Annotated in this window: 16 protein-coding genes; 10 read left to right on the top strand and 6 right to left on the bottom strand. The window is 75.2% G+C overall.

The annotated features are described in order from the left end of the window. Positions 1-103: 103 nt before the first annotated feature. Positions 104-1,564, bottom strand: a complete 1,461-nt coding sequence (locus J1G43_RS05645) for a DUF4232 domain-containing protein (RefSeq protein ID WP_207378125.1) — start codon at positions 1,562-1,564, stop codon at positions 104-106. A gap of 55 nt (positions 1,565-1,619) precedes the next feature. Here J1G43_RS05645 and J1G43_RS05640 point away from each other — a divergent pair, with 55 nt between their 5' ends. The 4 genes from J1G43_RS05640 (at position 1,620) to J1G43_RS05625 (ending at position 5,466) form a co-directional block, all read left to right on the top strand. Further along, on the top strand, positions 1,620-2,516 hold the full coding sequence (locus J1G43_RS05640) for a RimK family alpha-L-glutamate ligase (RefSeq protein ID WP_207378124.1): 897 nt from the start codon (positions 1,620-1,622) through the stop codon (positions 2,514-2,516). An 82-nt stretch (positions 2,517-2,598) separates the two neighbouring features. Then, positions 2,599-3,012, top strand: coding sequence for a PGPGW domain-containing protein (locus J1G43_RS05635; protein ID WP_207378123.1), 414 nt, complete (start codon positions 2,599-2,601; stop codon positions 3,010-3,012). Between the two features lie 129 nt (positions 3,013-3,141). Next, the gene (locus J1G43_RS05630) at positions 3,142-4,884 is read left to right on the top strand and encodes an FAD-dependent oxidoreductase (protein WP_207378122.1); all 1,743 of its coding nucleotides are present in this window, start codon (positions 3,142-3,144) and stop codon (positions 4,882-4,884) included. 300 nt (positions 4,885-5,184) lie between these two features. Continuing rightward, complete coding sequence (locus tag J1G43_RS05625; protein WP_207339213.1) at positions 5,185-5,466, top strand: metal-sensitive transcriptional regulator; 282 nt, start codon at positions 5,185-5,187, stop codon at positions 5,464-5,466. A gap of 206 nt (positions 5,467-5,672) precedes the next feature. Here the strand turns inward: J1G43_RS05625 and J1G43_RS05620 are convergent, their stop codons facing one another. The 5 genes from J1G43_RS05620 to J1G43_RS05600 form a co-directional block, all read right to left on the bottom strand. Then, positions 5,673-6,359: a response regulator transcription factor gene (locus J1G43_RS05620; protein WP_207370188.1), complete on the bottom strand. Its 687-nt coding sequence runs from the start codon at positions 6,357-6,359 to the stop codon at positions 5,673-5,675. Beyond that, positions 6,356-7,825: a histidine kinase gene (locus tag J1G43_RS19575; protein ID WP_307859487.1), complete on the bottom strand. Its 1,470-nt coding sequence runs from the start codon at positions 7,823-7,825 to the stop codon at positions 6,356-6,358. The genes J1G43_RS05620 and J1G43_RS19575 overlap by 4 nt, the downstream gene beginning before the upstream one ends. A 112-nt stretch (positions 7,826-7,937) precedes the next feature. Beyond that, the gene (locus J1G43_RS05610) at positions 7,938-8,777 is read right to left on the bottom strand and encodes a hypothetical protein (RefSeq protein ID WP_207378120.1); all 840 of its coding nucleotides are present in this window, start codon (positions 8,775-8,777) and stop codon (positions 7,938-7,940) included. Then, complete coding sequence (locus J1G43_RS05605) at positions 8,774-9,640, bottom strand: hypothetical protein (protein ID WP_207370185.1); 867 nt, start codon at positions 9,638-9,640, stop codon at positions 8,774-8,776. Before J1G43_RS05605 ends, J1G43_RS05610 begins: the two co-directional genes overlap by 4 nt. Further along, a complete protein-coding gene (locus J1G43_RS05600) occupies positions 9,637-10,563 on the bottom strand; it encodes an ABC transporter ATP-binding protein (RefSeq protein ID WP_207378119.1) in 927 nt (308 codons plus the stop codon). Before J1G43_RS05600 ends, J1G43_RS05605 begins: the two co-directional genes overlap by 4 nt. Positions 10,564-10,822: 259 nt before the next feature. Between J1G43_RS05600 and J1G43_RS05595 the strand changes: the two genes are divergently transcribed. The 6 genes from J1G43_RS05595 (at position 10,823) to J1G43_RS05570 (ending at position 22,633) form a co-directional block, all read left to right on the top strand. Beyond that, entirely contained in the window at positions 10,823-17,614 is a 6,792-nt protein-coding gene (locus tag J1G43_RS05595; protein ID WP_207378118.1) for a VWA domain-containing protein, read from the top strand. 154 nt (positions 17,615-17,768) lie between these two features. Continuing rightward, positions 17,769-18,776 (top strand): siderophore ABC transporter substrate-binding protein, encoded by a 1,008-nt coding sequence (locus J1G43_RS05590; protein WP_207339220.1) that lies wholly within the window; start codon positions 17,769-17,771, stop codon positions 18,774-18,776. Then, complete coding sequence (locus J1G43_RS05585) at positions 18,773-19,759, top strand: ABC transporter permease (protein WP_207378117.1); 987 nt, start codon at positions 18,773-18,775, stop codon at positions 19,757-19,759. Before J1G43_RS05590 ends, J1G43_RS05585 begins: the two co-directional genes overlap by 4 nt. Then, a complete protein-coding gene (locus J1G43_RS05580) occupies positions 19,752-20,795 on the top strand; it encodes an iron chelate uptake ABC transporter family permease subunit (RefSeq protein WP_207378116.1) in 1,044 nt (347 codons plus the stop codon). Before J1G43_RS05585 ends, J1G43_RS05580 begins: the two co-directional genes overlap by 8 nt. Beyond that, positions 20,792-21,553 carry an ABC transporter ATP-binding protein gene (locus J1G43_RS05575; RefSeq protein WP_207378115.1) on the top strand — a complete coding sequence of 254 codons (762 nt, stop codon included), beginning with the start codon at positions 20,792-20,794 and terminating at the stop codon, positions 21,551-21,553. The genes J1G43_RS05580 and J1G43_RS05575 overlap by 4 nt, the downstream gene beginning before the upstream one ends. A 126-nt stretch (positions 21,554-21,679) precedes the next feature. Continuing rightward, positions 21,680-22,633: a zinc-binding alcohol dehydrogenase family protein gene (locus tag J1G43_RS05570; RefSeq protein ID WP_207378114.1), complete on the top strand. Its 954-nt coding sequence runs from the start codon at positions 21,680-21,682 to the stop codon at positions 22,631-22,633. The last annotated feature ends 3 nt before the right edge of the window (positions 22,634-22,636 follow it).

Raw genomic sequence — 22,636 nt, 5'->3', positions numbered from 1 at the left:
GGTCGCACGGCTGCTCGGCGCCGTCAAGCGGGACACCGCAGGTCCGGGCACGCTGCACGGAGCCCCGACGCGCGGGCGCCCGGGCTGAGCCACCGGCGCGGCGTCACCCGTCGGGGTCGAGGAGACCCTCGTCGGCCCGCCAGGGGCCGACCTCGACGGTCGCACCTGCCAGCACGTCGAGCGTGACCGGCGGCACGAGGTCGACCGCCGGGCCGTCCCGGACCGCCCAGACCGTGACGCCGACGGCCACGTCGGGGTCCTGCGACGTCGACATGGCGCGCCACCGGACCTGCGCGAGCGCGGCGGCGCCGGGTCCCAGCACGACCTGCGGCGGCACGTCGGGCGCCACGAGGTCCGGCAGCTGCGTGAGGTCGGGCGTCCGGGTGCCCGACTCCCGGGTGAACGCGAGCGTCGGCACGCCCGACAGCACGCACGGCGCCGCGCCCGTCCACGTCGCGCGCAGCACGAGGAAGCGGGCGCCGAGCGCCGCGTCCACGGCCGCGACCTCGAGCCGCAGACCGTCGCCGGTGCAGGCGGGCACCCCCGCGGGCGCGGCCTCCCCGGACGCATCCGGGGCTCCGACGTCCGGTGCGTCGGCACCCGCGGCGTCGGGGCCGGCAAGGACGCCGTCCAGGGTGCCGGCGTCGGTCGTCACGTGGTAGCCCAGCGGCGGTCCCGTGCGGAGCGTGGAGGCCAGCCGGGACGCGACGTGGGACCGGTGGGCGTCGTCGTCCGCGTGGACCGTGAGGTCGGGCGCCGCGGGCTCACCGCCCCGCAGCACGACGCGCCACACGCCCTCCCAGGCCGCGACGTCGACCGCCAGCGCCACCGCCTCGGCGTCCGGCCAGGCCCCGGGGTGCACCTGCGCCACCTCGAGCCAGTGGTCGAGCGCCTCGACCGTCGTGACGGGCAGGTCCCGCCCGGCGACGGCGGCCAGCGCGTCGGCGACCGCCTCCCCGCCCGCCACGACCACCCGCCCGGCCTCGGGCCCGAACCACACCTCGTCGACCCCGGGCACACGACGCACCGCCAGCGCGTCCACGGCCAGGTCGGCGTCGCCGCCGGGCGCGAGGGCCACGGCGAGCGTCCGCGCGGCGTCGTGCACGTCGAGGCGCCACGCGCCGGGCCCGGCCGTGACGGCGCCGAGCACCGCCTCGGCCGCGACCGGGAGCGCGTCGATCCCCCCGACCTCCGCGTCCACACCGACCTCCCACACGGCGGGGTCGGCAGCCGGGTCCGGGGCGCCGAGGCCGGTCGGCGCGGTCGTGTCCACCAGGCGGCACGTCGTGGTCACGGTCGCCGTGGCACCGCCGACGACCTCGTGCACCCGGGCGACCGCCTCCCGGACCACCTCCGGCGGGCGCACGTCGCGCTCCCCCGCCAAGACCGTGCAGCCGCCCGCGTCGAGCACCGCGCGCAGCGGCGTCGTCCGGAGCGCCAGGGCGCCCAGCACGGCCACCACCAGGACGACGACGGCCGCGACCGCGAGGCGGCCGCGCTCCGCGGCGGGCGGCGGGAGCGTCCCGGGCGGCGGCCCGGCCGGGGCGTCCGGCGCAGCTGTCACGACCCGCGACCCTACCGATGCCGGACGCATGGGCGGCTCGTCGTAGGGTCCGCCCGTGAGCGCAACCCCCCGCGTGGGTGTCGTCGTGACCGACACCTACCCCGCCGAGGACCCGGACCACGACACCGCGCCGCTCGTCACCGCGCTGCGGGCACGGGGTGTGGCAGCCGCGCCCGTCGTGTGGCACGACGCGACCGTCGACTGGGCCGCGCACGACCTGCTGGTGCTGCGCTCCCCGTGGGACTACCCGGAGCGGCTCACCGAGTTCCTCGCGTGGCTCGACGTCGCCGAGCAGGCGACGCGGGTGCTCAACCCCCCGTCGCTGGTGCGCTGGAACCTCGACAAGCGGTACCTCGCCGAGCTCGCCGACCTCGGGGTGGGCGTGGTCCCGACGACGTACCGGACGTCCCTCGACGACGTGCGCGACGACCTGGCCGCGACCGCGCCGGACGCGCACGTGGTGCTCAAGCCCGCGGTGTCCGCCGGGGCGCGCGACACCGGGCTGTTCCGCGCCGACGACCCGCGGGCCCTCGACCTCGCGGGCCGGGTCCTCGCGGCCGGCGGCGTGGTGATGGTGCAGCCGGAGGTGCCCGAGCTGTCGCAGGGACGCGAGAAGGCGCTGTACGTCGTCGACGGGACGCTGACGCACGCGATCGCCAAGGGCGCGCTGCTCGCCCCGGGCGGCGGGCTGATCGGGGGCGTGTACGCCGAGAACCCGCAGCGGGTCGACGTCACCGCGGCCGAGGCCGAGTTCGCGCTCGACGTGGTCGGCGCGGTCGACCGGGCCACGGGCAGCGGCGTCCCGCTGTACGCGCGCGTCGACACCGTGGACTCCGTCGAGCACGGCCTGGTGCTGCTGGAGGCCGAGCTGTTCGAGCCCGCGCTCAACCTGCACGTGGTGCCCGAGGTCACGGACGTGGTCGCCTCGGCGGTCGTCGCCCGGCTGGGTTAGTCTCCGGCGCACCGGGCACGCCCCGGCGGTCCCCGCCGTTGAGGGAGCAACGGGCGCAGCGGCGTCCCGACAGGGAGGTGCCGTGGCGGGTTGGTCGGACCGGTGGACGCGCGTGCGCGCGCAGATCGACGCGCTCCCGCGTCCCGTGCGCGTCGTGGCGGTGACGGTCGTCGGCGGCACGGTGGTGCTCACGGGCGTGGCGATGCTCGTGCTGCCCGGCCCGGGCATCCTCGCGATCCTCGCCGGGCTCGCGCTGCTCGCGACGGAGTTCGCGTGGGCGCGGCGCTGGCTGGACCGCGCGCGGGCCGCAGGCCAGGCAGGCGTCGACAAGGGGCGTGAGGTGTGGGACCGCCGGCGGCCCGCTGCCGCGACCGACCCGGTGCGCGCGACCGAGTCGGTGGACGCGGCGGAGCGGGCCGACGCGCAGCACCCGGTCGAGGTCCGCGACCACCGCGACCCCCAGGACCCGGTCGACCCGGTCGGCACGTCCCGCTGAGACAGGGGTGCGCGGCGCGCTCCCACGCCGAGCACGTGGGCCACCTCGACCGCCGAGGGGCGCCGCCGTGGCCGACGGCACAGCCGCCGAGCTGTGGCACACACATACCCCCGGGGGTATCGTGGCGCCATGTCCACCAGCACCGCGCCCCACCCCGTCCGGCGCATCGTCGTGGTCGGTGGCGTCGCCGGCGGCATGAGCGCCGCCGCCCGCGCCCGCCGGCTCGACGAGCACGCCGAGATCGTCGTCCTCGAGCAGTCCGACTACGTCTCGTTCGCCAGCTGCGGCCTGCCGTACCACCTGTCCGGTGAGATCGCGGAGCGCGGCTCCCTGCTGCTGCACACCCCGCAGTCCCTCGCCGCCGCGCTCGCGCTCGACGTGCGCACCGGCAGCCGCGTCACCGCCGTCGACACCGCCGCCCGCACGGTCACGGTCGTCACCGCGGACGGGCGGTACACCCTCGGCTACGACGCCCTGCTGCTCGCCCCCGGTGCCGTCGCGGTGCGCCCGCCCGTCGACGGGCTGGACCACCCGGCCGTGCACTCCCTGCGCACGGTGCCCGACCTGGACGCCCTCGGCGGGCGCGTCACGCAGCTGCTCACCGGCCGCGCCGCCGACGCACCCGCACCCACGGCCGTCGTCGTCGGCGCCGGGTTCATCGGGCTCGAGGCCGTCGAGGCGCTGACCGCCCGCGGCCTGCGGGTGCACCTCGTCGAGCTGGCGGACCACGTGCTGCCCCCGCTCGACCCGGAGCTCGCGCCCCTGCTGGCCGACGAGCTGCGCGCCCACGGCGTGGGCCTGCACCTGGGCGTCGCGGCCCAGCGCGTCGCACCGCGCGGCGAGGACGGCTCCGTCACGGTCACGCTGTCGGACGGCACCGAGCTGCCCGCCGACGTCGTCGTCGTCAACGTCGGCGTGCGCCCCGCGAGCGACCTGGCCCGCGACGCCGGCCTCGCGCTCGGCCCCACCGGCGCCATCCGCGTCGACGCCGACCAGCGCACGTCCGACCCGCACGTGTGGGCCGTCGGCGACGCCGTCGAGGTCACGCAGGCCGTCACCGGCGCCGTCGGGCCCGTCCCGCTGGCCGGGCCGGCCAACCGGCAGGGCCGGCGCGCCGCCGACTCCATGGTCGGTCACCGCACCACGCCGCAGGCGCCCGTGCTCGGCACCGCGATCGTGCGCGTCTTCGGCCTGACGGCGGCCGTGACCGGCCCGAACCAGGCGGCGCTGACCCGCGCGGGCCTGGACCACGAGGTGGTCCGCATCCACCCGGCCCACCACGCCGGGTACTTCCCCGGCGCCGAGCAGATCCACCTGGTGGCGACCTTCGCCCCCGACGGTCGCCTGCTGGGCGCCCAGGCGGTGGGCCGCGACGGTGTCGACAAGCGCATCGACGTGCTGGCCACGGCCCTGCGCGCCGGGATGACCGCCGACGACCTCGCCGAGCTGGAGCTCGCGTACGCACCGCCGTACGGCTCTGCCAAGGACCCGGTGAACATGCTCGGGTTCGTCGCGCAGAACGTCCTCGACGGGACGACACCGCAGTGGCACCCCGCCGATCTCGACGCCGCCCGGGCGGGCACCCTCGTGCTCGACGTGCGCTCGCCCGGCGAGTTCGCCCGCGGGCACGTGCCCGAGGCGCTGAACGTCCCGCACACCGAGCTGCGCGGCCGGCTCGACGAGGTGCGCGCGGCCGCGGCCGGGCGGCCGGTCAGCGTGCACTGCGCGAGCGGGGTGCGGTCCCACATCGCCACCCGCGTGCTGCTCCAGGCCGGTCTGGACGCCCGCAACCTGTCCGGCGGCTGGCTGACGCTCAGCGCCGTGCACCCGTCCCTGGCCCAGCCGGCCGCGACCCCCCGGACCGCTGCGTGAACCACCCCCGCCACGCCGGCACCCCGGCGTGGCAGGCTGCGGGCACCCCCGCCCGCCGCTGACCTCCCACCCTGACCTCACCCCCCGAAGGAGCCACCATGTGCTACCCCGTCCGCTGCGCCACCTGCCAGAAGACCACCTGGGACGGCTGCGGCCAGCACGCCGAGGACGTCATGGCCGAGGTGCCCCGCGACCAGCAGTGCACCTGCCCCCGCTGACGGGCCGCACCCCCACGCCACCACCCCCGCACGCCCGTGCCGCGGCACCCCACGGTGCCGCGGCAGGTTCCCAGGAGGACGCATGGAGCTGGACAAGGACGAGATGACCAAGGTCGGCAACCGGCTCCGGCGTGCGCAGGGCCAGCTCGCCGCGGTCGTGCGGATGCTCGACGAGGGCCGCAGCTGCGAGGACGTCGTCACGCAGCTGTCGGCCGTCTCGCGGGCGCTGGACCGCGCCGGGTTCGCGATGATCGCGTCCGGCATGAAGCAGTGCCTGGTGCAGGGCGACGGCCCCACCGCCGACGGCGAGGCCCCGACCCTGGACGTCCAGAAGCTGGAGAAGCTCTTCCTGTCGCTGGCCTGACGCCGCCGCAGCGGGCTGACGCGACGCGGAGCACCGTCGCAGTCCGGACCCTCTCCCCGGGAGAGGGTCCGCCCTGGTGCCCGTGACGACGACACCCGACGCCCACGACAGCCTCCCGACGACCGTCCGCGGTGGTCGACCACCGCTTCACGACGGACGGGGGCCTGATCAGCGAGCTCGTCATCGGCTGACCACGGCTCCGTCCCTCAGGCGCGACGGGCACCGGCCGACACCAGGCCGCACTCGTAGGCGATGATCACCGCCTGCACGCGGTCGCGGGCGCCGAGCTTCGCGAAGACGTTGCCGACGTGCGTCTTCACCGTCGTCTCCGAGACGACCAGCTCGCGCGCGATCTCGGAGTTCGACGCGCCCTCCGCGATGAGCCGCAGCACGTCGAGCTCGCGCGGGGTGAGGCAGCGCAGCCGCGGGTCGGGCCCACGGTCGGGGTCGACGCGCTCGCCGTCCCCCGGCAGGTGCGGGGCGAACAGGTCGAGCATGCGGCGCAGCACCCTCGGCGCCACGACGGAGGTGCCCGCGTCGACGGTGCGGATCGCGTCGAGCAGCTCGTCGGGGCGGGCGGACTTCAGCAGGAACCCGCTGGCGCCGGCGCGCAGCGCCGCGAACGCCAGGTCGTCCACGTCGAACGTGGTGAGCACCAGCACCCGGGAGGCCGGGTGCTCCTCGACGATCCGCCGGGTCGCCTCGATGCCGTCCATGCCGGGCATCCGGATGTCCATGAGCACCACGTCCGGGGCGAGGGCGGCGACCTGCTCGAGCGCGACCCGACCGTCGGCCGCCTCGCCGACGACCTCGAGGTCCGGCTCGCTCTCGACGACCATCCGGAAGCCCACGCGCAGCAGCGACTGGTCGTCCACCAGCAGCACGGTCGTCACGGTCGTCCCCCGTCGTCGGTCCGGTCCTGGTCCGGCTCCCCGTCCAGCTGCTCCCGGTGCACCTGCTCCCCGTCCGCCCCGCCCTCGCCCGTCCACGGCAGCACGGCACGCACGCGCCAGCCGCCCTCCGGCCGCGGGCCGGCCTCGACGTGCCCACCGAGAAGCGCCGCGCGTTCGCGCATGCCGACGATGCCACGTCCCGTGCCACCGCCGGACCCCGGTCGTGTGCCGCCGGAGTCGGCCACGTCGACCTCGACGGTCGTCGGGGTGCGCCGCACCGCGACGTCGACCGACCCGGCACCCGGGGCGTGCCGCAGCACGTTCGTCAGCGCCTCGCCCAGGATCCGCAGCACCGCGAGGCGCACGGACGTGTCCGCCGGCAGCGCGGTGTCCAGGCCGTCCGCCGTCACGGGCAGGCCGGCGGCGGCGAAGCGCTCGACGACCGTCGGCAGGTCCAGCTCGGTCGGCTCGGCGCGCCGGTCCGTCCCGTCGACCACGGACGGGCCGAGCGCCCCCAGGACGCGCTGCATGTCCACCAGCGCCGACCGGCCGGTGCGCGCGACCTGCCGCAGCGCGTCGCGCGACCGGTCCGGCGCCCGCTCGAACGCGGCGTCGGCGCCGTCGGCCAGGGCGACCATGACGGTCAGGCTGTGCGCCACGACGTCGTGCATCTCCCGTGCGATGTGCGCGCGCTCGGCGGCGCGGGCCAGGGCGATGCCGTCGTCCCGCTGCCGGGCCAGCGCCCGGTACCGCTCGACGAGGTCGGCGGCGTGCTGGCGTCGGGCCCGCGCCGCGGACCCGACGGCGACCCCCAGCAGCAGCAGCGCGAGCAGCAGCAGCACCGACCCCGTGCGACGGCCGGCCGAGAACAGCGGTGCGTCCAGGACCGTCCTCCACTCCGACGGGTCCGACTGGGAGACCACGGCGTTGCTCCACAGGACCATCTCGAGCAGGCCGAGGTCCTGCCACGACCACAGCGCGACCGTGACGACCGTGAGGACGGCCCCGAAGACCAGCCACGTCGTCGTCGTCCCGCGTGACGCCGCGACGCTGTACAGCGCGCACGCGAGGCACGCGCCGAGCACCCCCAGGACCCCCGCCACCTGCAAGGACACCAGCGCGGCCACCACGAGCAGCACCGTCACGGTGATCGGGCGCACCCGCCGCAGCAGCAGCAGGCCGGCACCGGAGGCGGTACCGACCAGCCAGGTCACGGTCACGCGCTGCGCGACCCCGGAGTCGGGCTGGTACAGACCGAGGCCGACCGCACCGTTCGCGGTCTCCCAGATGAACATCGAGCCGACCAGCCCGACGAGGACGACGACGACCGCGACCGTGGCGTCCATGACCCACGGGCGCGCCGCGACCAGCCGCGCGACCGGGCTGCCACCGGCCACCTGCGCCTCGGTGAGCGGTGGCTCGTCGCGCGTGCTCGGCACCTGCACCACCGCCGCGCGTCGGATCACCGGCCCACCCTCCCATCCCGCACCGTCGGTGGGACCGGCCTGCCGGCCCGTGGCGCGCGCCGCCACCCCTGCGGGGGACGGGTCGGCGGGCGACGGCCCGGCGGTGGACGGGTCAGCGGACGTCATGCCGCCCCAACCGGTACGCCGCGGCGGCGAGGACCAGCACGACCCACGCCCCGACGACCGCTCCCCCGCCCCAGAGGCCGAGCTGCGGTCCGCGGGTCGTCGCGTCCAGCGCCGCGAGCGCCGCGTCGTCCTGCAGCAGACGCGCACCCGACGACGGCAGCAGGGCCCGGACCGTGTCCATGACCCGGCCGGGGTTGGCGCCGAGCGCGACGTCGAGGAAGAACACGAGCATCACCCCGGCGACGAGCGGGTCGGCGGGCCGCCGCAGGAGCGAGCCCAGCCCGAGCCCGAGCAGGGCCACCGCCACGGCGACGACCACGAACCCGACCAGTGCGCGGGTCGTGCCCGGCACGGCCAGGTCGACGGCGGGCACGTCCCCGCCACGCGCCCCGGTGGTCGCCAGGTACGACGCCCCCAGCGCCACCGTGGCCGTCACCCCTGCCGCGACGGCCACGACGACGGCCTGCGCCGCGAGCACGGGCAGCCGGCGCGGCACCGCCGTGAACGTCGTGCGGGCCGTGCCGGTGGTGTGCTCGGCCGTCCCGACGACGGACCCGAGCACGAGGAACCCGAGCTGCGCGAGCACGAACCCGGACACCACCACCCAGGACCCGGACCGGCCGTCGCCGGTCCGCACGAACAGGCCGAGCCCGTACGCGGTGCCCGCCGCGACCGCGACCGTCCCCAGCGCCAGCCAGCCGTTCGACGGGACGCTCGTCAGCTTGGTCCACTCCGCGGCGAGCACGCGGAGGAACGTCGGGCCGCGGCGTGCGGGCGCACCGCGGGGCGGGCGTGTGGCAGCCCGGCCGGGGTCGAGCGTCGTCATCGCACGTCCCGGGTCCGCAGCCGCACCGCAGCCACGGCGAGGAGGAGGACGATCCACGCACCCAGGACCAGGCCACCGCCGACGGGGCCGAGGTCCGGCATGCCGGGCATCGGACCGGACGAGGCGGGGGTGATCAGAAGCTGGCCGGCGGTGCCGGGGGTGAACGCCCCGATCGTGCCGGGGGCCGTGACGCTGTGGGGAGCTGCCGCGCCCATGGAGCCGCCGCCGGGGTCGCCCACCATCGCCAGCACGATGGGCAGGATCAGCACGACGCCGAGCGCGGTGACCAGCGCCGGCACGGTGCGGCGCAGCAGGGTGCCGAGCGCGTACCCGACCAGGGCCACCCCCACGACGAGCAGCACCATGCCCACCAGGACGCCCGGGGTGTCCCCGACCGTCAGGCCGAGCGGCAGGTCGCGCGACGCGGCCGGGGGCAGGACCCCGACGACGCTGGCCGCGACGGTCAGGACGCCCACCACCAGTGCGAACACCGCGACCACGGCGACCTGCGCCGCGAGCACCGGCCACCGGCGCGGCACCAGCGTGAAGGTCGTCCGCGCCGCACCGGTGCGGAACTCCCCCGCACCGACCAGCACCCCCAGCACCAGGGGGCCCACCTGGGCCAGCATCAGGCCGGTGGCCAGGTCACGGGTCGGCTCGAACCCGGGGTCGACGGACGACGCGGTCGCGAACATGAAGGCGAGCGCACCGGCCACCACGACGGTGACCAGACCCGTCCACCACGGGGACCGCAGCGACGTCAGCTTCGTCCACTCGGACGCGACGGCACGGGCGAACGTGGGGCCGTCGGTGCGGGCACCGGCCGCGGCACGGGATTCCCGGGGCGTCGTGGTGGCGCTCATCGGGCACCCCCACGGGTGTCGGCCGTGCGGTACTCGACGGCATCGCCGGTCAGCTGCAGGTAGGCCTCCTCGAGGGTGCCGGACTCGGCGGCGAGCTCCAGGACGGTCACCCCGCAGCGGCGGGCGGCGGTGCCGACCTCGTCGACGGACGCGCCACGCACCTGCAGCACCCCGCCCTCCTGCGGCACGACCTGGGCGCCGGCGGCGAGCAGCTCGCGGGCCAGCGGCTCGGGGTCGGTGGTGCGCACGCGCACCGCACCGGCCCGCTCGGACCGCTCGACGATGTCATGCACCGTCGCGTCCGCGAGGAGCCGGCCGCGGCCGATGATGACGACGCGGTCGGCGCACAGCGCGAGCTCGTGCATCAGGTGCGACGAGAGCAGGACGGTGCGGCCCTCGGCGGCCAGCTCACGCACCAGGCGACGCACCCACAGCACGCCGTCGGGGTCCAGGCCGTTGACCGGCTCGTCGAGGACCAGGGTCTGCGGGTCGCCCAGCAGCGCACCGGCGATGCCGAGCCGCTGGCCCATGCCGAGCGAGAACGTGCCGGCACGGCGGTGCGCGGCCGGCTCGAGGCCGGTCTGCGCGATGACCTCACGGACGCGGGCCTTGCCCATGCCGTGCGTCTGGGCCATCGCCAGCAGGTGCTTGTAGGCCGTGCGGCCGGGGTGCACGGAGCGGGCGTCGAGCATGACGCCCACCGCGTGCAGGGGCGCCGGCAGGTCGGCGTAGCGCCTGCCGTCGACCCGCGTGGTCCCCGACGTCGCGCGCTCGAGCCCGACCACGACGCGCATCGTCGTCGACTTGCCCGCCCCGTTGGGCCCGAGGAACCCGGTGACCGTCCCGGGCCGGGCGGTGAACGTGAGCCCGTCCACCGCCGTCGTGCTGCCGTAGCGCTTGGTCAGCGCGTCCACCTCGATCATCGCGTCTCCTCCGTCGGGGGCGGGCCCGTGCCGGGCGTCCGTCGGCGACGCTACGGAGACGCACCCCGGCGTCGTCACCTGCCGTCGTCGGAGACGTCGCGGCGGTCGCCCTCCTCCCGGAGAAGGAGGGCCGCGGTCCCGCGGCACGGCTCGTCGTTCCCCTTCCACCCCGCCTCGAGGTTCCGATCCGTCCGGTTCCTGTTACTTTCGATCAGCGCGCCCTCTGCGGCGCGGCGCCATGCGAACTGGGGGGGACGCCATGGACAACGGCTCGCGACGCCTGCGTCGGATCGGGGCAGCACTGGCTTCGGCGGCGCTCGCGCTGGGTCTGGCGGTACCGGTCGCCCTGGTGGGCGCCCCGCCCGCCGAGGCGAACTCCCCCGCAGCCGCGCCGCTGGCCGTCCCGCCGGCGACCGGCGACAACGCGGTCATCACCGTCCGGGTCGGCGCCGACCGCCAGGGCACGACCGGCGTCTCCGGCCTGGCCGGGGTGACCCTGCAGCTCTACGACGGCACGACCGCCCCCACGACGCCCGTCGCCGACGCCTGGGCGACGTGCGTGTCCGACGCGGACGGCGACTGCAGCTTCGTCGTCCCCGACACCGAGACCGGGCTCTTCGGCTGCCAGGTCGGGGCCGGCGCCAACTGCGACCGGCGGTTCTGGGTCGTGCAGACCGGCGTGCCGGAGGGGTTCACGCAGAACTCCACCCTGCGCACGGGCAACGGCGACGGCAGCGGGTCGCAGCTGACGCCGTACCAGTTCCGGACCGGCTCGACCCTGCGCGCGGGCAACACGTACACCTCGCAGTCGAACTTCATGATCGGGACGGGCGGCACCAACCGCTCGGCGTCGGGCGGCGTGTGGCAGCAGTCGCGGACGAACCCGGCGCCCCTGCAGCAGTGCGGGCTGCGCGTCGCGCTGATCCTCGACCTGTCGGGCTCGGTGACGTCGCAGCAGCTCGTCAGCCTCAAGGCCGCGGCCGACACGTTCACGAACTCGCTCGTGGGCACACCGTCCGAGATGGCCCTGTTCTCGTTCTCCACGGGGAGCCCCGCGGCCGGCGCGACCCAGAACTACCCCGGCCTGACCTCGGTGTCGACGCAGGCGGGCGCGGACGAGTTCACGTCCCGCTACGCCTCGTGGACCGCCACCGGCGGGACCAACTGGGACCGCGGGATCGCCGCGGCCGCCGAGGCCGCGGCATCGTACGACGTCGCGGTGGTCATCACGGACGGCGACCCGACGTTCTACTCCCAGCCTGCGGAGGGTCCGGGCAACTTCACCCGCTTCCGCGAGATGGAGAACGGCATCTTCTCGGCCAACGCGCTGAAGGCGCAGGACACCCGCGTCCTCGCCGTGGGCGTCGGGGCCGGGGTCAGCGACCCCGCCACCGCCCAGAACCTCGCCGCCATCTCGGGCCCCACCGCGTACGACGGCACCAACACCGGGACCGCGGACTACTTCCAGGTCGCCGACTACACCGTCGTGGGACAGGCCCTGCGCCAGCTCGCGCTCGGCGACTGCACCGGGTCCCTGTCGGTCGTCAAGCAGCTCGTCGACGCGTCCGGCGACCTTGCGAGCGCCACGCCCGCCGGCGCCGGGTGGACCTTCGGTGCCTCGACGAGCACGGCCGGGGTGACGCTGCCGACCACGAGCGCGACGACCGACGCCTCCAGCGCCGTGAACTTCCCGATCACCTACGCGGGCGGGACCGCCACCGGGACGATCGAGGTCCAGGAGGAGGCCCAGGAGGGCGCTGTCCTGTTCCCCGTCGCCGGGGCGAACGCCGTCTGCACCGACCTCGTGACGGGGCAGGGCGTGACGGTCACCAACGTCGGGGCGGCGGGCTTCACCGTCGACGTCCCGAACACGGACGCCGTGAGCTGCACGGTCTACAACCAGGTGGCGGCACCTGCCACCGTCACCGTCGACAAGGAGTGGGTGATCGACGGCGCCGCACCGGTGCCGAACGGCAACCAGCCGCCCGGCTTCACCTCCGAGCTGACGCTCACGGGTCCGGGCGCCGACGGCGCCACCAGCCAGGCGTGGGGCGTGACCCGCCCCGGGTACGTCGCCGGCGAGAGCGTCACGGTCGACGAGCAGGTGGTGCTGCAGGCCCCGGACATCGACCCGGACCTCTGCGTGGTCTCCACGCCGCAGGTCGTCGAGATCGACGGTGCAGCCGTCGACCCGACCCCCGTCCCCACGGGCGGCTACGGCCTGACCCTGATCGAGGGCGCCAACACGCTGACGCTCCGCAACACCGTCGACTGCGAGTCCCGCCTGACGCTCGCCAAGTACGTCGAGGAGGGCACGGCCGACCCCACGCTGTGGGACCTGGCGGCCCTCCCGGCGCCGGACGCGCCCGCCGGGCAGCTGCCCGGGCCGGCCGGGACCAGCGGGAGCGCGGGCGCGACCGACGTGCCCATCACCCCGGGCGTCGCCTACCAGCTCGCGGAGTCCGGCGGCCCGGCGACGTACCTGCAGGTGGACCAGCGCTCCGACCTGCAGGAGTTCCCCGCGTCGACGGGGTCGTGGTCCTGCATCCGGGTCGACACCGAGGGCAACCAGATCTCCGGCTTCGCCGACGGCCTCAACGGGGGCGTGACCGCGCCGATCGCCGCGCGCGTCCTGTGCACGGCGACCAACCAGACGGCGCAGCTGACGCTGGTGAAGGAGGTCGTCAACCAGGCCGGCGGCACGGCCGTGCCGTCCGACTTCACGCTGCGCGCCACCCCGGGCACGACGCCCGAGGTAGAGGGGCTCACCGAGATCGAGACCCCCGGCGCCGCCGAGGCCGACGCCCAGACGTTCGAGATCCGGCCCGGCCACCCGTACACGGTCAGCGAGACCGGGCCCGCCGGGTACGAGCAGACCGACCTCGAGTGCCTCGTGAACGGGACCGCCGTCAACGGCACCGAGATCACGGCCGGACGCGGCGAGAGCGTGGTGTGCACGTTCACCAACGCCGACGACCCCGCGTCACTCACGTTGCGCAAGGCCGTCGACGCCGGGTCCACCGGTGCGACGCAGACGCCCGCCGACTGGACGCTGACCGCCACGCTGCAGGGCACCGGCGAGCAGGACCCGGTCTCCGGGAACGGGGCCGACGGCGTCACCGACGTCGAGGTCCTCGCCGGCACGTACGCGCTGTCCGAGTCCACCGTCGCGGGCTTCGACGCGGGCGCGTGGGAGTGCGTCGACGCCGGTGGTGACGAGGTCGCCGTCGACGACGACGCGGTGGTCCTCGCCAACGGCGCGAGCGTCACCTGCACCGTCACGAACACCGCCCAGCAGCCCACGCTGACGCTGGTCAAGGAGCTGACCAACGACCAGGGCGGGACGTCCGGCACGGACGACTGGACCCTGACCGCGGACGGGCCGACCGCCGGCGTGAGCGGGGTGACCGGCGAGGAGGCCGTCACCGGCGCCCCCGTGGCGATCGGGAGCTACGCGCTGTCGGAGTCGGGCCCCGCCGGGTACACGGCCGGTGAGTGGACCTGTGCGGACGACGGCGGCGCCGTGCCCGTCACGGACGACGCGGTCGAGATCGGGCTCGGTCAGGACGTGACCTGCACGATCACGAACGACGACCAGCCCGCGGCCCTGACGCTGCGCAAGGTCGTCGACGTCGGGACCACCGGGGCGACCCAGACCCCGGCCGACTGGACCCTGACCGCCACACCGCAGGACATCGAGGGCCAGGACCCCGTGTCCGGTGACGGAGCCGACGGGGTCACCGCCGTCGAGGTCTTCGCCGGCACGTACGCGCTGTCGGAGTCGACCGTCGCCGGCTTCACCGCCGGGACGTGGGGCTGCGTCGACGCCGACGGCGGCACGGTCGCCGTCGACGGGGGCGCCGTGACCATCGGCAGCGGGACCGATGTCACCTGCACGATCACCAACACCGCGCAGCCCTCGACGCTGACCCTGGTCAAGCAGGTCGTCAACGACGAGGGTGGCACGGCCGCCGCGACCGACTGGACCCTGACCGCCGCCGGGCCGACGACCGGGCTGACCGGGGTCACCGGGGACGCCGCGATCACCGCGGCCCCGGTGGCGATCGGCACCTACACGCTGAACGAGTCCGGGCCCGCGGGCTACGCCGCCGGCGACTGGGTGTGCGCGACCGACGAGACGTCGGTGCCGGTCGCGGACGGTGCGGTCGAGATCGCGCTGGGCCAGGACGTGACCTGCACGATCACCAACGACGACCAGCCGGCGGCCCTGACGCTGCGCAAGGTCGTCGAGGCGGGGACCACCGGGGCGACGCAGACGCCGGCCGACTGGACGCTCACCGCGACGCCCCAGGGCATCGAGGGCCAGGCGCCGGTCTCCGGTGACGGCGCCGACGGTGTCACCGGTGTCGGGGTCTTCGCCGGCACGTACGCGCTGTCCGAGTCGACCGTCGCCGGCTTCACCGCCGGGACGTGGGGCTGCGTCGACGCGGCCGGCACGGCCGTCGCCGTCGAGGCCGACGCCGTCACCCTGACCACCGGGGCGGACGTCACCTGCACCATCACGAACACGGCGCAGGGCGCCACGCTGACGCTCGTCAAGCAGGTCACCGCCGACGACGGCGGTACGGCCGTCCCCGGCGACTGGACGCTGACCGCGACCGGACCGACCACGGGGCTCACCGGCGCCACCGGTGACCCGGCGATCACGGACGCGCCCGTCGCGATCGGCACCTACGCCCTGACGGAGTCCGGCCCCGCCGGGTACACCCCGGGCGACTGGACCTGCGCGACGGACGAGACCACCGTGCCCGTCACGGACGGCTCCGTGACCGTCGCCCTGGGGCAGGCGATCACGTGCACCGTCGTCAACGACGACCAGCCCGGCACGCTCACGCTGGTCAAGCAGGTCACCAACGACTCCGGCGGCACCGCGGAGCCCACGGACTGGACCCTGTCCGCCGACGGCCCGACCACCGGGGTCACCGGCGCGACCGGCAGCACCGCGGTCACCGACGTCGAGGTGGCTGCCGGTGACTACGCCCTGTCCGAGGCCGACGGCCCGGCCGGGTACACCGCGTCGGCGTGGACGTGCGAGGGCGGCGCGCTGAACGGCACCACGGTCACGATCGCCAACGGCGCCACCGTGACCTGCACCATCACGAACGACGACCAGCCGGCAGCCCTGACGCTGCGCAAGGTCGTCGACACCGGTGCCACCGGGGCACCGCAGACGCCCGCCGACTGGACGGTGCGCGCGGCCCCGGAGGACATCCCGGGCCAGGAGGTCGTCGAGGGGAACGGGGCGGACGGGGTGACAGGCGTCGCCGTCTTCGCCGGCACCTACGCGCTGTCCGAGTCGTTCGTCCCCGGGTACGAGGCCGGGGAATGGGGCTGCGTCGACGCGGGCGGCGCTGACGTGCCGCTGGACCAGGGCTCGTTGACCCTCGCCAACGGCGCGGACGTGACCTGCACGATCACCAACACCGCCGTGCCGTCCACCCTCACTCTCGTCAAGCAGGTCACGAACGACGACGGCGGCACCGCGGACGCACGCGACTGGGTGCTCACCGCGACCGGCCCGACGACGTCCCACAGCGGTGCGACCGGGGACGACGCCATCACCTCGACGGAGGTCGAGTACGGCAGCCACACGCTGTCGGAGTCCGGCGGCCCCTCGGGGTACACCACGAACGACTGGGCCTGCGAGAACGACGAGGGCGACCTGCCGGTCGAGTCCGGCGCCGTGCTGCTCGACCTGGGGCAGGACGTCACCTGCACGGTCCTCAACGACGACCAGCCGGCGACGCTCACGCTCGTCAAGGAGGTCGTCAACGACCACGGCGGGGACGCGGAGGCCACCGACTGGACCCTCACTGCCGACGGCCCCACCACCGGGGTCACCGGGGAGACGGGCAGCGACACCGTCACGGGCGTCGACGTCAGCGCGGGTGACTACACCCTCTCCGAGGCCGACGGACCGGCGGACTACACCGCGTCCGACTGGTCCTGCGAGGGCGGCACGCTCGACGGCGACACCGTCACCGTGGCCAACGGTGAGGCCGTCACCTGCACCGTCACCAACACGTTCGCCGCACCGCGCCTGACGCTGGTCAAGGACGTGCTCAACGAGCAGGGCGGCACGGCGACCCCCGAGGAGTGGACGCTGCGGGCCGAGGGCCCGGAGACGGTCACCGGCGCGACGCGCGGCCCCACGGTCACGGACGTGCCCGTGACGCCCGGGGCGTACACGCTGTCCGAGGTCGACGGGCCGGAGGGCTACACGCAGGTGGGCTGGGTGTGCGAGGACGCGGCCGGGCCCGTCGCGGTCGACGGTGACGTGCTGGAGCTCGCCGCCGGTGACGACGTGACCTGCACGGTCACCAACACCGACGCGCAGGCGACTGCCCCGTGGACCGCGGTCAAGAGCAGCGACCCGCCGTCGGGCACCGAGGTCCAGCCCGGTCAGGTCGTCACCTACACGGTGACGCTGAGCCCGGTCGACCCCGGGGGCGAGATCCCCGAGTTCCTGGTCACCGACGACCTGACGGACGTGGTCGACGACGCCACGCTGATCGAGGACAGCATCGAGACCACCACGGGCGGGGTCGCCGTGGCCCAGGGGGGCGTCGAGCTCGTCTGGAGCGGTGGCCCGGTGGCGGGCACGCAGACGCTGACGTACCGGGTCCGGGTCGACGACGACGTGAACGGCCAGGTGCTGCGCAACGTCGTGACGGCGCCGGGTGCCGAGCCGTGCGTCGACGACGCCGACGTGACGTTCGCGGTCGCGGCGCTCGCCGACGTGACGTTCGCGGTCGCGGCACTCGCCGACGAGGTGCTCGCCGACGAGGTGCTCGCCGACGAGGAGTGCCGGACCACGACGCACCCGACGCCCACCCGCGCCACGCCGGGCGGCCGACCGGGCAGCGCGGGGACGTCGGACCGCGGCTGGTTGTCGAGCACCGGCGGACCGGGCGCAGGGCTCGCGCTCGTCGCGCTGTGGCTGGTGGCGGGCGGTGCGGCGCTGGTCGGGATCACACGGCGCCGTGAGTCCGGTGGCACGGACGACGAGTCGCGGCCCGACGTGACGTGACGGCCGCGGCGCGTCCTGCGGGGCGCGCCGGCGGTCGTCCGCCGGGCAGGACCATGTCCCAGCAGAGGGTAGCCTCCCCTAAGTCGTCTTAGGGTGCCCTTCCCTGGGATCGACGCGCCTCGTCGCGCCCGTCCACACCTCCCGGAGCTCAGCCATGCACTCCCGCCACCCTGCCCGCCGTCTGGCCGTCGCCCTCACGGCCGCCCCGCTCGCCCTCGTCCTCGCCGCCTGCGGTGCGGGCGCCGACGCCGCGGAGCCGGCCGCGTCGGCCGAGCCGACCACCGCCACGACGGTCACGATCGAGGACAACCACGGCACCGTCGAGGTGCCCGTCGACCCGCAGCGGGTCGTGGCGCTCGACAACCGGGTGTTCGAGACCCTGTCCGCGTGGGACGTCCCGCTGGTGGCGGCACCCAAGGGCGTGATGGGCTCGGGCATCTGGCCCGTGTACACCGAGAACGAGGACGTCCTGGACGTCGGCACGCACCGCGAGCCGAACCTCGAGTCGATCGTCGCGGCCGAGCCCGACCTGATCATCGGCGGCTACCGGTTCGGCAACCACTACGACGACATCGTCGCGCAGAACCCCGACGCGACCGTCATCGAGATCGCCCCCCGCGAGGGCGAGGAGATCGCCGACGAGCTGATCCGGCAGGTCGAGATCCTCGGCCAGATCTTCGACCGCGAGGACGAGGCCGCGCAGATCGTCGCCGACTTCGAGGCGGCCGTGGCCGACGCCGCCGAGGCGTACGACGGCACCAGCACGGTCGTCGGGCTCATCACCTCGGGCGGCGACATCAGCTACGCCGCGCCGGTCACCGGGCGCAGCATCGGCACGGTCTTCCCGACGCTCGGCCTCGTGCCCGCGATCGACCAGGCGAGCGAGGACACCACGCACGGCGACGACATCGGGGTCGAGGCCATCGCCGCGGCGAACCCGGACTGGATCCTCGTGCTGGACCGCGACGGCTCCGGCGTCGGCGAGGGCGACTACCGCCCGGCGACCGAGCTCATCGGCGCGTCCGAGGCGCTCGCGTCCGTCACCGCCGTCATGAAGGACCAGATCGTCTACCTGGACCCGAACTTCTACGTCACCGAGGACATCCAGGCCTACACCGCGCTGTACGAGCAGATCGCACAGGCGTTCTCCGCCGCCGCGTGACCTCGACCCTCACGGCACCCGCGCCGGCCGCCGCCCGTCACGGGCGGCGGCCGGTCGGCCTGCTGCTCGCCGTGCTCGTCACCCTCGCGCTCGTCGTCGCCTCGCTGTTCGTCGGCGTCTACGACCTGTCCGCCGAGGGCGGCGGCGCGATGTTCCAGATCACGCGGGTGCCGCGCACCCTCGCCCTCGTGCTCGCCGGCAGCGCCATGGCCGTCAGCGGGCTCGTGCTGCAGCAGCTCACGCAGAACCGGTTCGTCGAGGCCACCACCAGCGGCACCAGCGAGTGGGCGGCGCTCGGGCTGCTGCTGTCCGTCATCCTCCTGCCGACCGTCGGTCTGGCCACACGCATGGTGATCGCCTCGGCCGCCGCGTTCGTCGGCACCATGGTCTTCCTCGCGGTGCTGCGCCGCGTGCAGGTGCGCACCACGCTCGTCGTGCCGATCGTCGGGCTCATGCTCGGCGCCGTCGTCAGCGCGCTGACCACGCTGATCGCCGTCTCGACCAACTACCTGCAGCTGCTCGGCACGTGGTTCATGGGCTCGTTCACCTCGGTCGTGCGCGGGCAGTACGAGCTGCTGTGGGTCGTCGCCGCGGTCTGCGTCGCGATCCTCGTGCTCGCCGACCGGCTCACGGTCGCGGGCCTGGGCCGCGACGTCGCCACGAACCTCGGGCTGGACTACGACCGCGTGCTGCTGCTCGGCACCGCGATGGTCGCGGTCGCGTCGGGCGTGACCACCGTCGTGGTCGGCTTCCTGCCGTTCCTGGGGCTGGTCGTCCCGAACGTCGTGTCCCTCCTGCGCGGTGACGACCTGCGCTCGAACCTGCCGTGGGTGTGCCTCGGCGGCATCGCGCTCGTCACCGCCTGCGACATCCTCGGACGCGTCGTGCGGATGCCGTTCGAGGTCCCGGTCGGGATGATCCTCGGGCTCGTCGGCGCGGCCGGGTTCCTCGCACTGGTCCTGCGGGTGCGCCGCCGTGGCTGAGCTCCGCACGGCACCGGCGACGGCCGTCGCGTCCGCCCCGCCGTCCCCCCGCGTCCCGCTGCGCCACACCGCCCGCGGCTACGGCCTGCGCCTGGCGCTCGTCGCGCTGGTCGGCGTCGTCGCCGCCGTCGGCATCCTCGTCTGGGACAACCCGGCGGACCCCGGGTCGAGCGGGTTCTGGGTGATCGTCCGCAGCCGGCTGACGTCGGTCGGCACGATCCTCGTCGTGGCGTTCTGCCAGGGCGTGGCCACCGTCGCCTTCCACTCGGTGACGGACAACCGGATCCTCACCCCCTCGATCCTCGGCTTCGACGCGCTGTACCGCGTGATCCAGACCGCCCTGGTGTTCCTGTTCGGCGCCGGTGCCCTCGCCGCGACGGACGGCCTGCCCAAGGTCGCCCTGCAGAGCGTGCTCATGGTCGCGTTCGCGTCCCTGCTGTACGGGTGGCTGTTCACCGGCAAGCGCGCCGACCTGCACCTGCTGCTGCTCGTCGGCGTCGTGCTGGGGATGGGGTTCGGGTCGCTGTCGACGTTCATGCAGCGGCTGCTCACGCCGAGCGAGTTCGACATCCTGTCCGCCCGGCTGTTCGGCTCGATCGGCACGTCCTCAGCGTCCTACCTGCCCTGGGGTGCGCTCGTCTGCGTGGTCGTCGGCACGGTGCTGTGGCGCCGTCGGCACGTGCTCGACGTCGTCGCGCTGGGCCGCGAGACCGCCACCAGCCTCGGCGTGCGCCACCAGCGTGAGGTCCGGGTGACGCTCGTGCTCGTCGCGGTGCTCGTGTCGGTGTCCACGTCGCTCGTCGGCCCCATGACGTTCTTCGGCTTCGTCGCCGCGCTGCTGACCTACCAGGTCGTCGGCACGAGCCGCAGCGCCCGGACGCTGCCGATGGTCGTGGCGATCGCGTCCACCGTGCTGCTGCTCGCGTACGTGGTGCTGCGGCACGTGTTCTACGCCGCCGGTCTCGTCACCGTCGTCATCGAGCTCGGCGGCGGGCTCGTGTTCCTCGTCTACCTCCTGCGGAAGGGCCTGCGGTGATCACCCTCGTCGACGTCTCCAAGTCCTACGGGGACGTGCACGCGCTCGGTCCCGTCGCGCTCGACATCCCGGCCGGCGGCGTCACCGCTCTCGTCGGGCCCAACGGCGCAGGCAAGTCCACGATGCTGACGATCGTCGGCCGGCTGCTCGCCGCCGACGCGGGGCGCGTCACCGTCGGCGGCATGGACGTCGTGACGGCCCGCCCGCGGGACCTCGCCAGGCGCCTGGCGATCCTGCGGCAGGAGAACCACTTCGTCGCCCGGCTCACGGTGCGCCAGCTCGTCGCGCTCGGCCGCTTCCCGCACTCCCAGGGCCGTCTGACCCGCGACGACGAGGCGGCCGTGGACACGGCGCTCGACTTCCTCGGCCTGGTCGACCTGCAGCACCGCTACCTCGACGAGCTGTCCGGCGGGCAGCGGCAGCGCGCGTACGTCGCGATGGTGCTGGCGCAGGACACCGAGTACCTGCTGCTCGACGAGCCGCTGAACAACCTCGACATGCAGCACGCCGTGGCGATGATGGCCCAGCTGCGCCGCGCCGCCGACGAGCTCGGCAAGACCGTCGTGCTCGTCGTGCACGACGTGAACTTCGCCGCCGCCTGGGCGGACCGCGTCGTCGCCATGACCGAGGGCCAGGTGCGGTACGTCGGGTCCCCGGCGGAGATCATGACGGCGGAGATCCTGTCCGAGGTGTTCGCGACACCGGTGACCGTCGTCGACGGCCCGGGGCACCCGCTGGCGGTGTACTACCGGCCCTGAGCGGCGCCGTGTGGCGGGGGTCGCACCACCGACCTAGGCTCGCCGCGACGGGCCTCGCGGCCGGGACACATCCGCCACGGGCCCGCGGCGCACGAGCCGGTGCGTCGGGGCGGACGGGGGACCGCGATGAGAGCAGCCGTGGTGCCGGCACCGGAGGAGGCCCCCCGGTACGGCGAGTTCCCGGACCCGCAGGCGGGCCCCGACGACGTGCTGCTGGACCTCGTCGCCGCTGCCGTGCACCCGCTGGTGCGCTCCCGCGCCCGCGGGACGCACTACAGCAGCGGGCAGCGGTACCCGATGGTTCCCGGCGTGGACGGCGTGGGCCGGACCCGCGAGGGTGCGCTCGTCTACGCCGGTGAGGTGCACGAGCCGTGGGGCACGTTCGCCGACCGGTTCGCCGCGCCGCGCACCCGGACCGTCCCCCTGCCCGACGGCATCGACCCGGTGGCCGTCGCCGCGAGCATGAACCCGGGGATGTCGTCGTGGATGCCGATCACCGAGCACCTCGCCGGCGGTGGGGCCCTCGGCACCGTCCTGGTGCTCGGTGCGACGGGCACGGCCGGCGGCCTGGCGGTGCAGAACTCCCGCCGGCTGGGCGCCGGGCGGGTCGTGGGGGCGGGCCGCGGTGCCGACGCGCTCGTCCGCGTGCTGGCCCTCGGCGCCGAGCCGGTCGAGCTCACGGGTGACGCCGACGCCGACGTGCAGAGCCTCGCGGCGACGCTCGACGGCGAGGCACCCGACCTCGTCCTGGACTACCTGTGGGGCGCACCGGCGGAGGTCGCGTTCCGCGCGCTGGCGGCCGGCCCGGCCGGTGACGGCACGCTGTACGTCGAGGTCGGCGCCGTCGCCGGCCCGACGGCGGCCATGCCCGCCGCGCTGCTGCGCAGCCGCCGGTTCCGGGTGCGCGGCAGCGGCATCGGCTCGGTCGACATGAGCCGCTACCGCGACGAGGCCGTCGCCTACCTGGGGCGGATCGCGTCGGGCGCCGTGGTGGTCCCGACGGTGACGTTCCCCCTCGAGCGCGTCGCGGACGCGTGGCAGGCGACGCACGGCCCGCGCGCCGTCGTGACGCCCGTCTGACGA

This window comes from Cellulomonas sp. zg-ZUI22 (assembly GCF_017353535.1).
Taxonomy (GTDB): Bacteria; Actinomycetota; Actinomycetes; order Actinomycetales; family Cellulomonadaceae; genus Cellulomonas; species Cellulomonas wangleii.
This window is presented reverse-complemented; position numbering and strand designations above follow the sequence as displayed.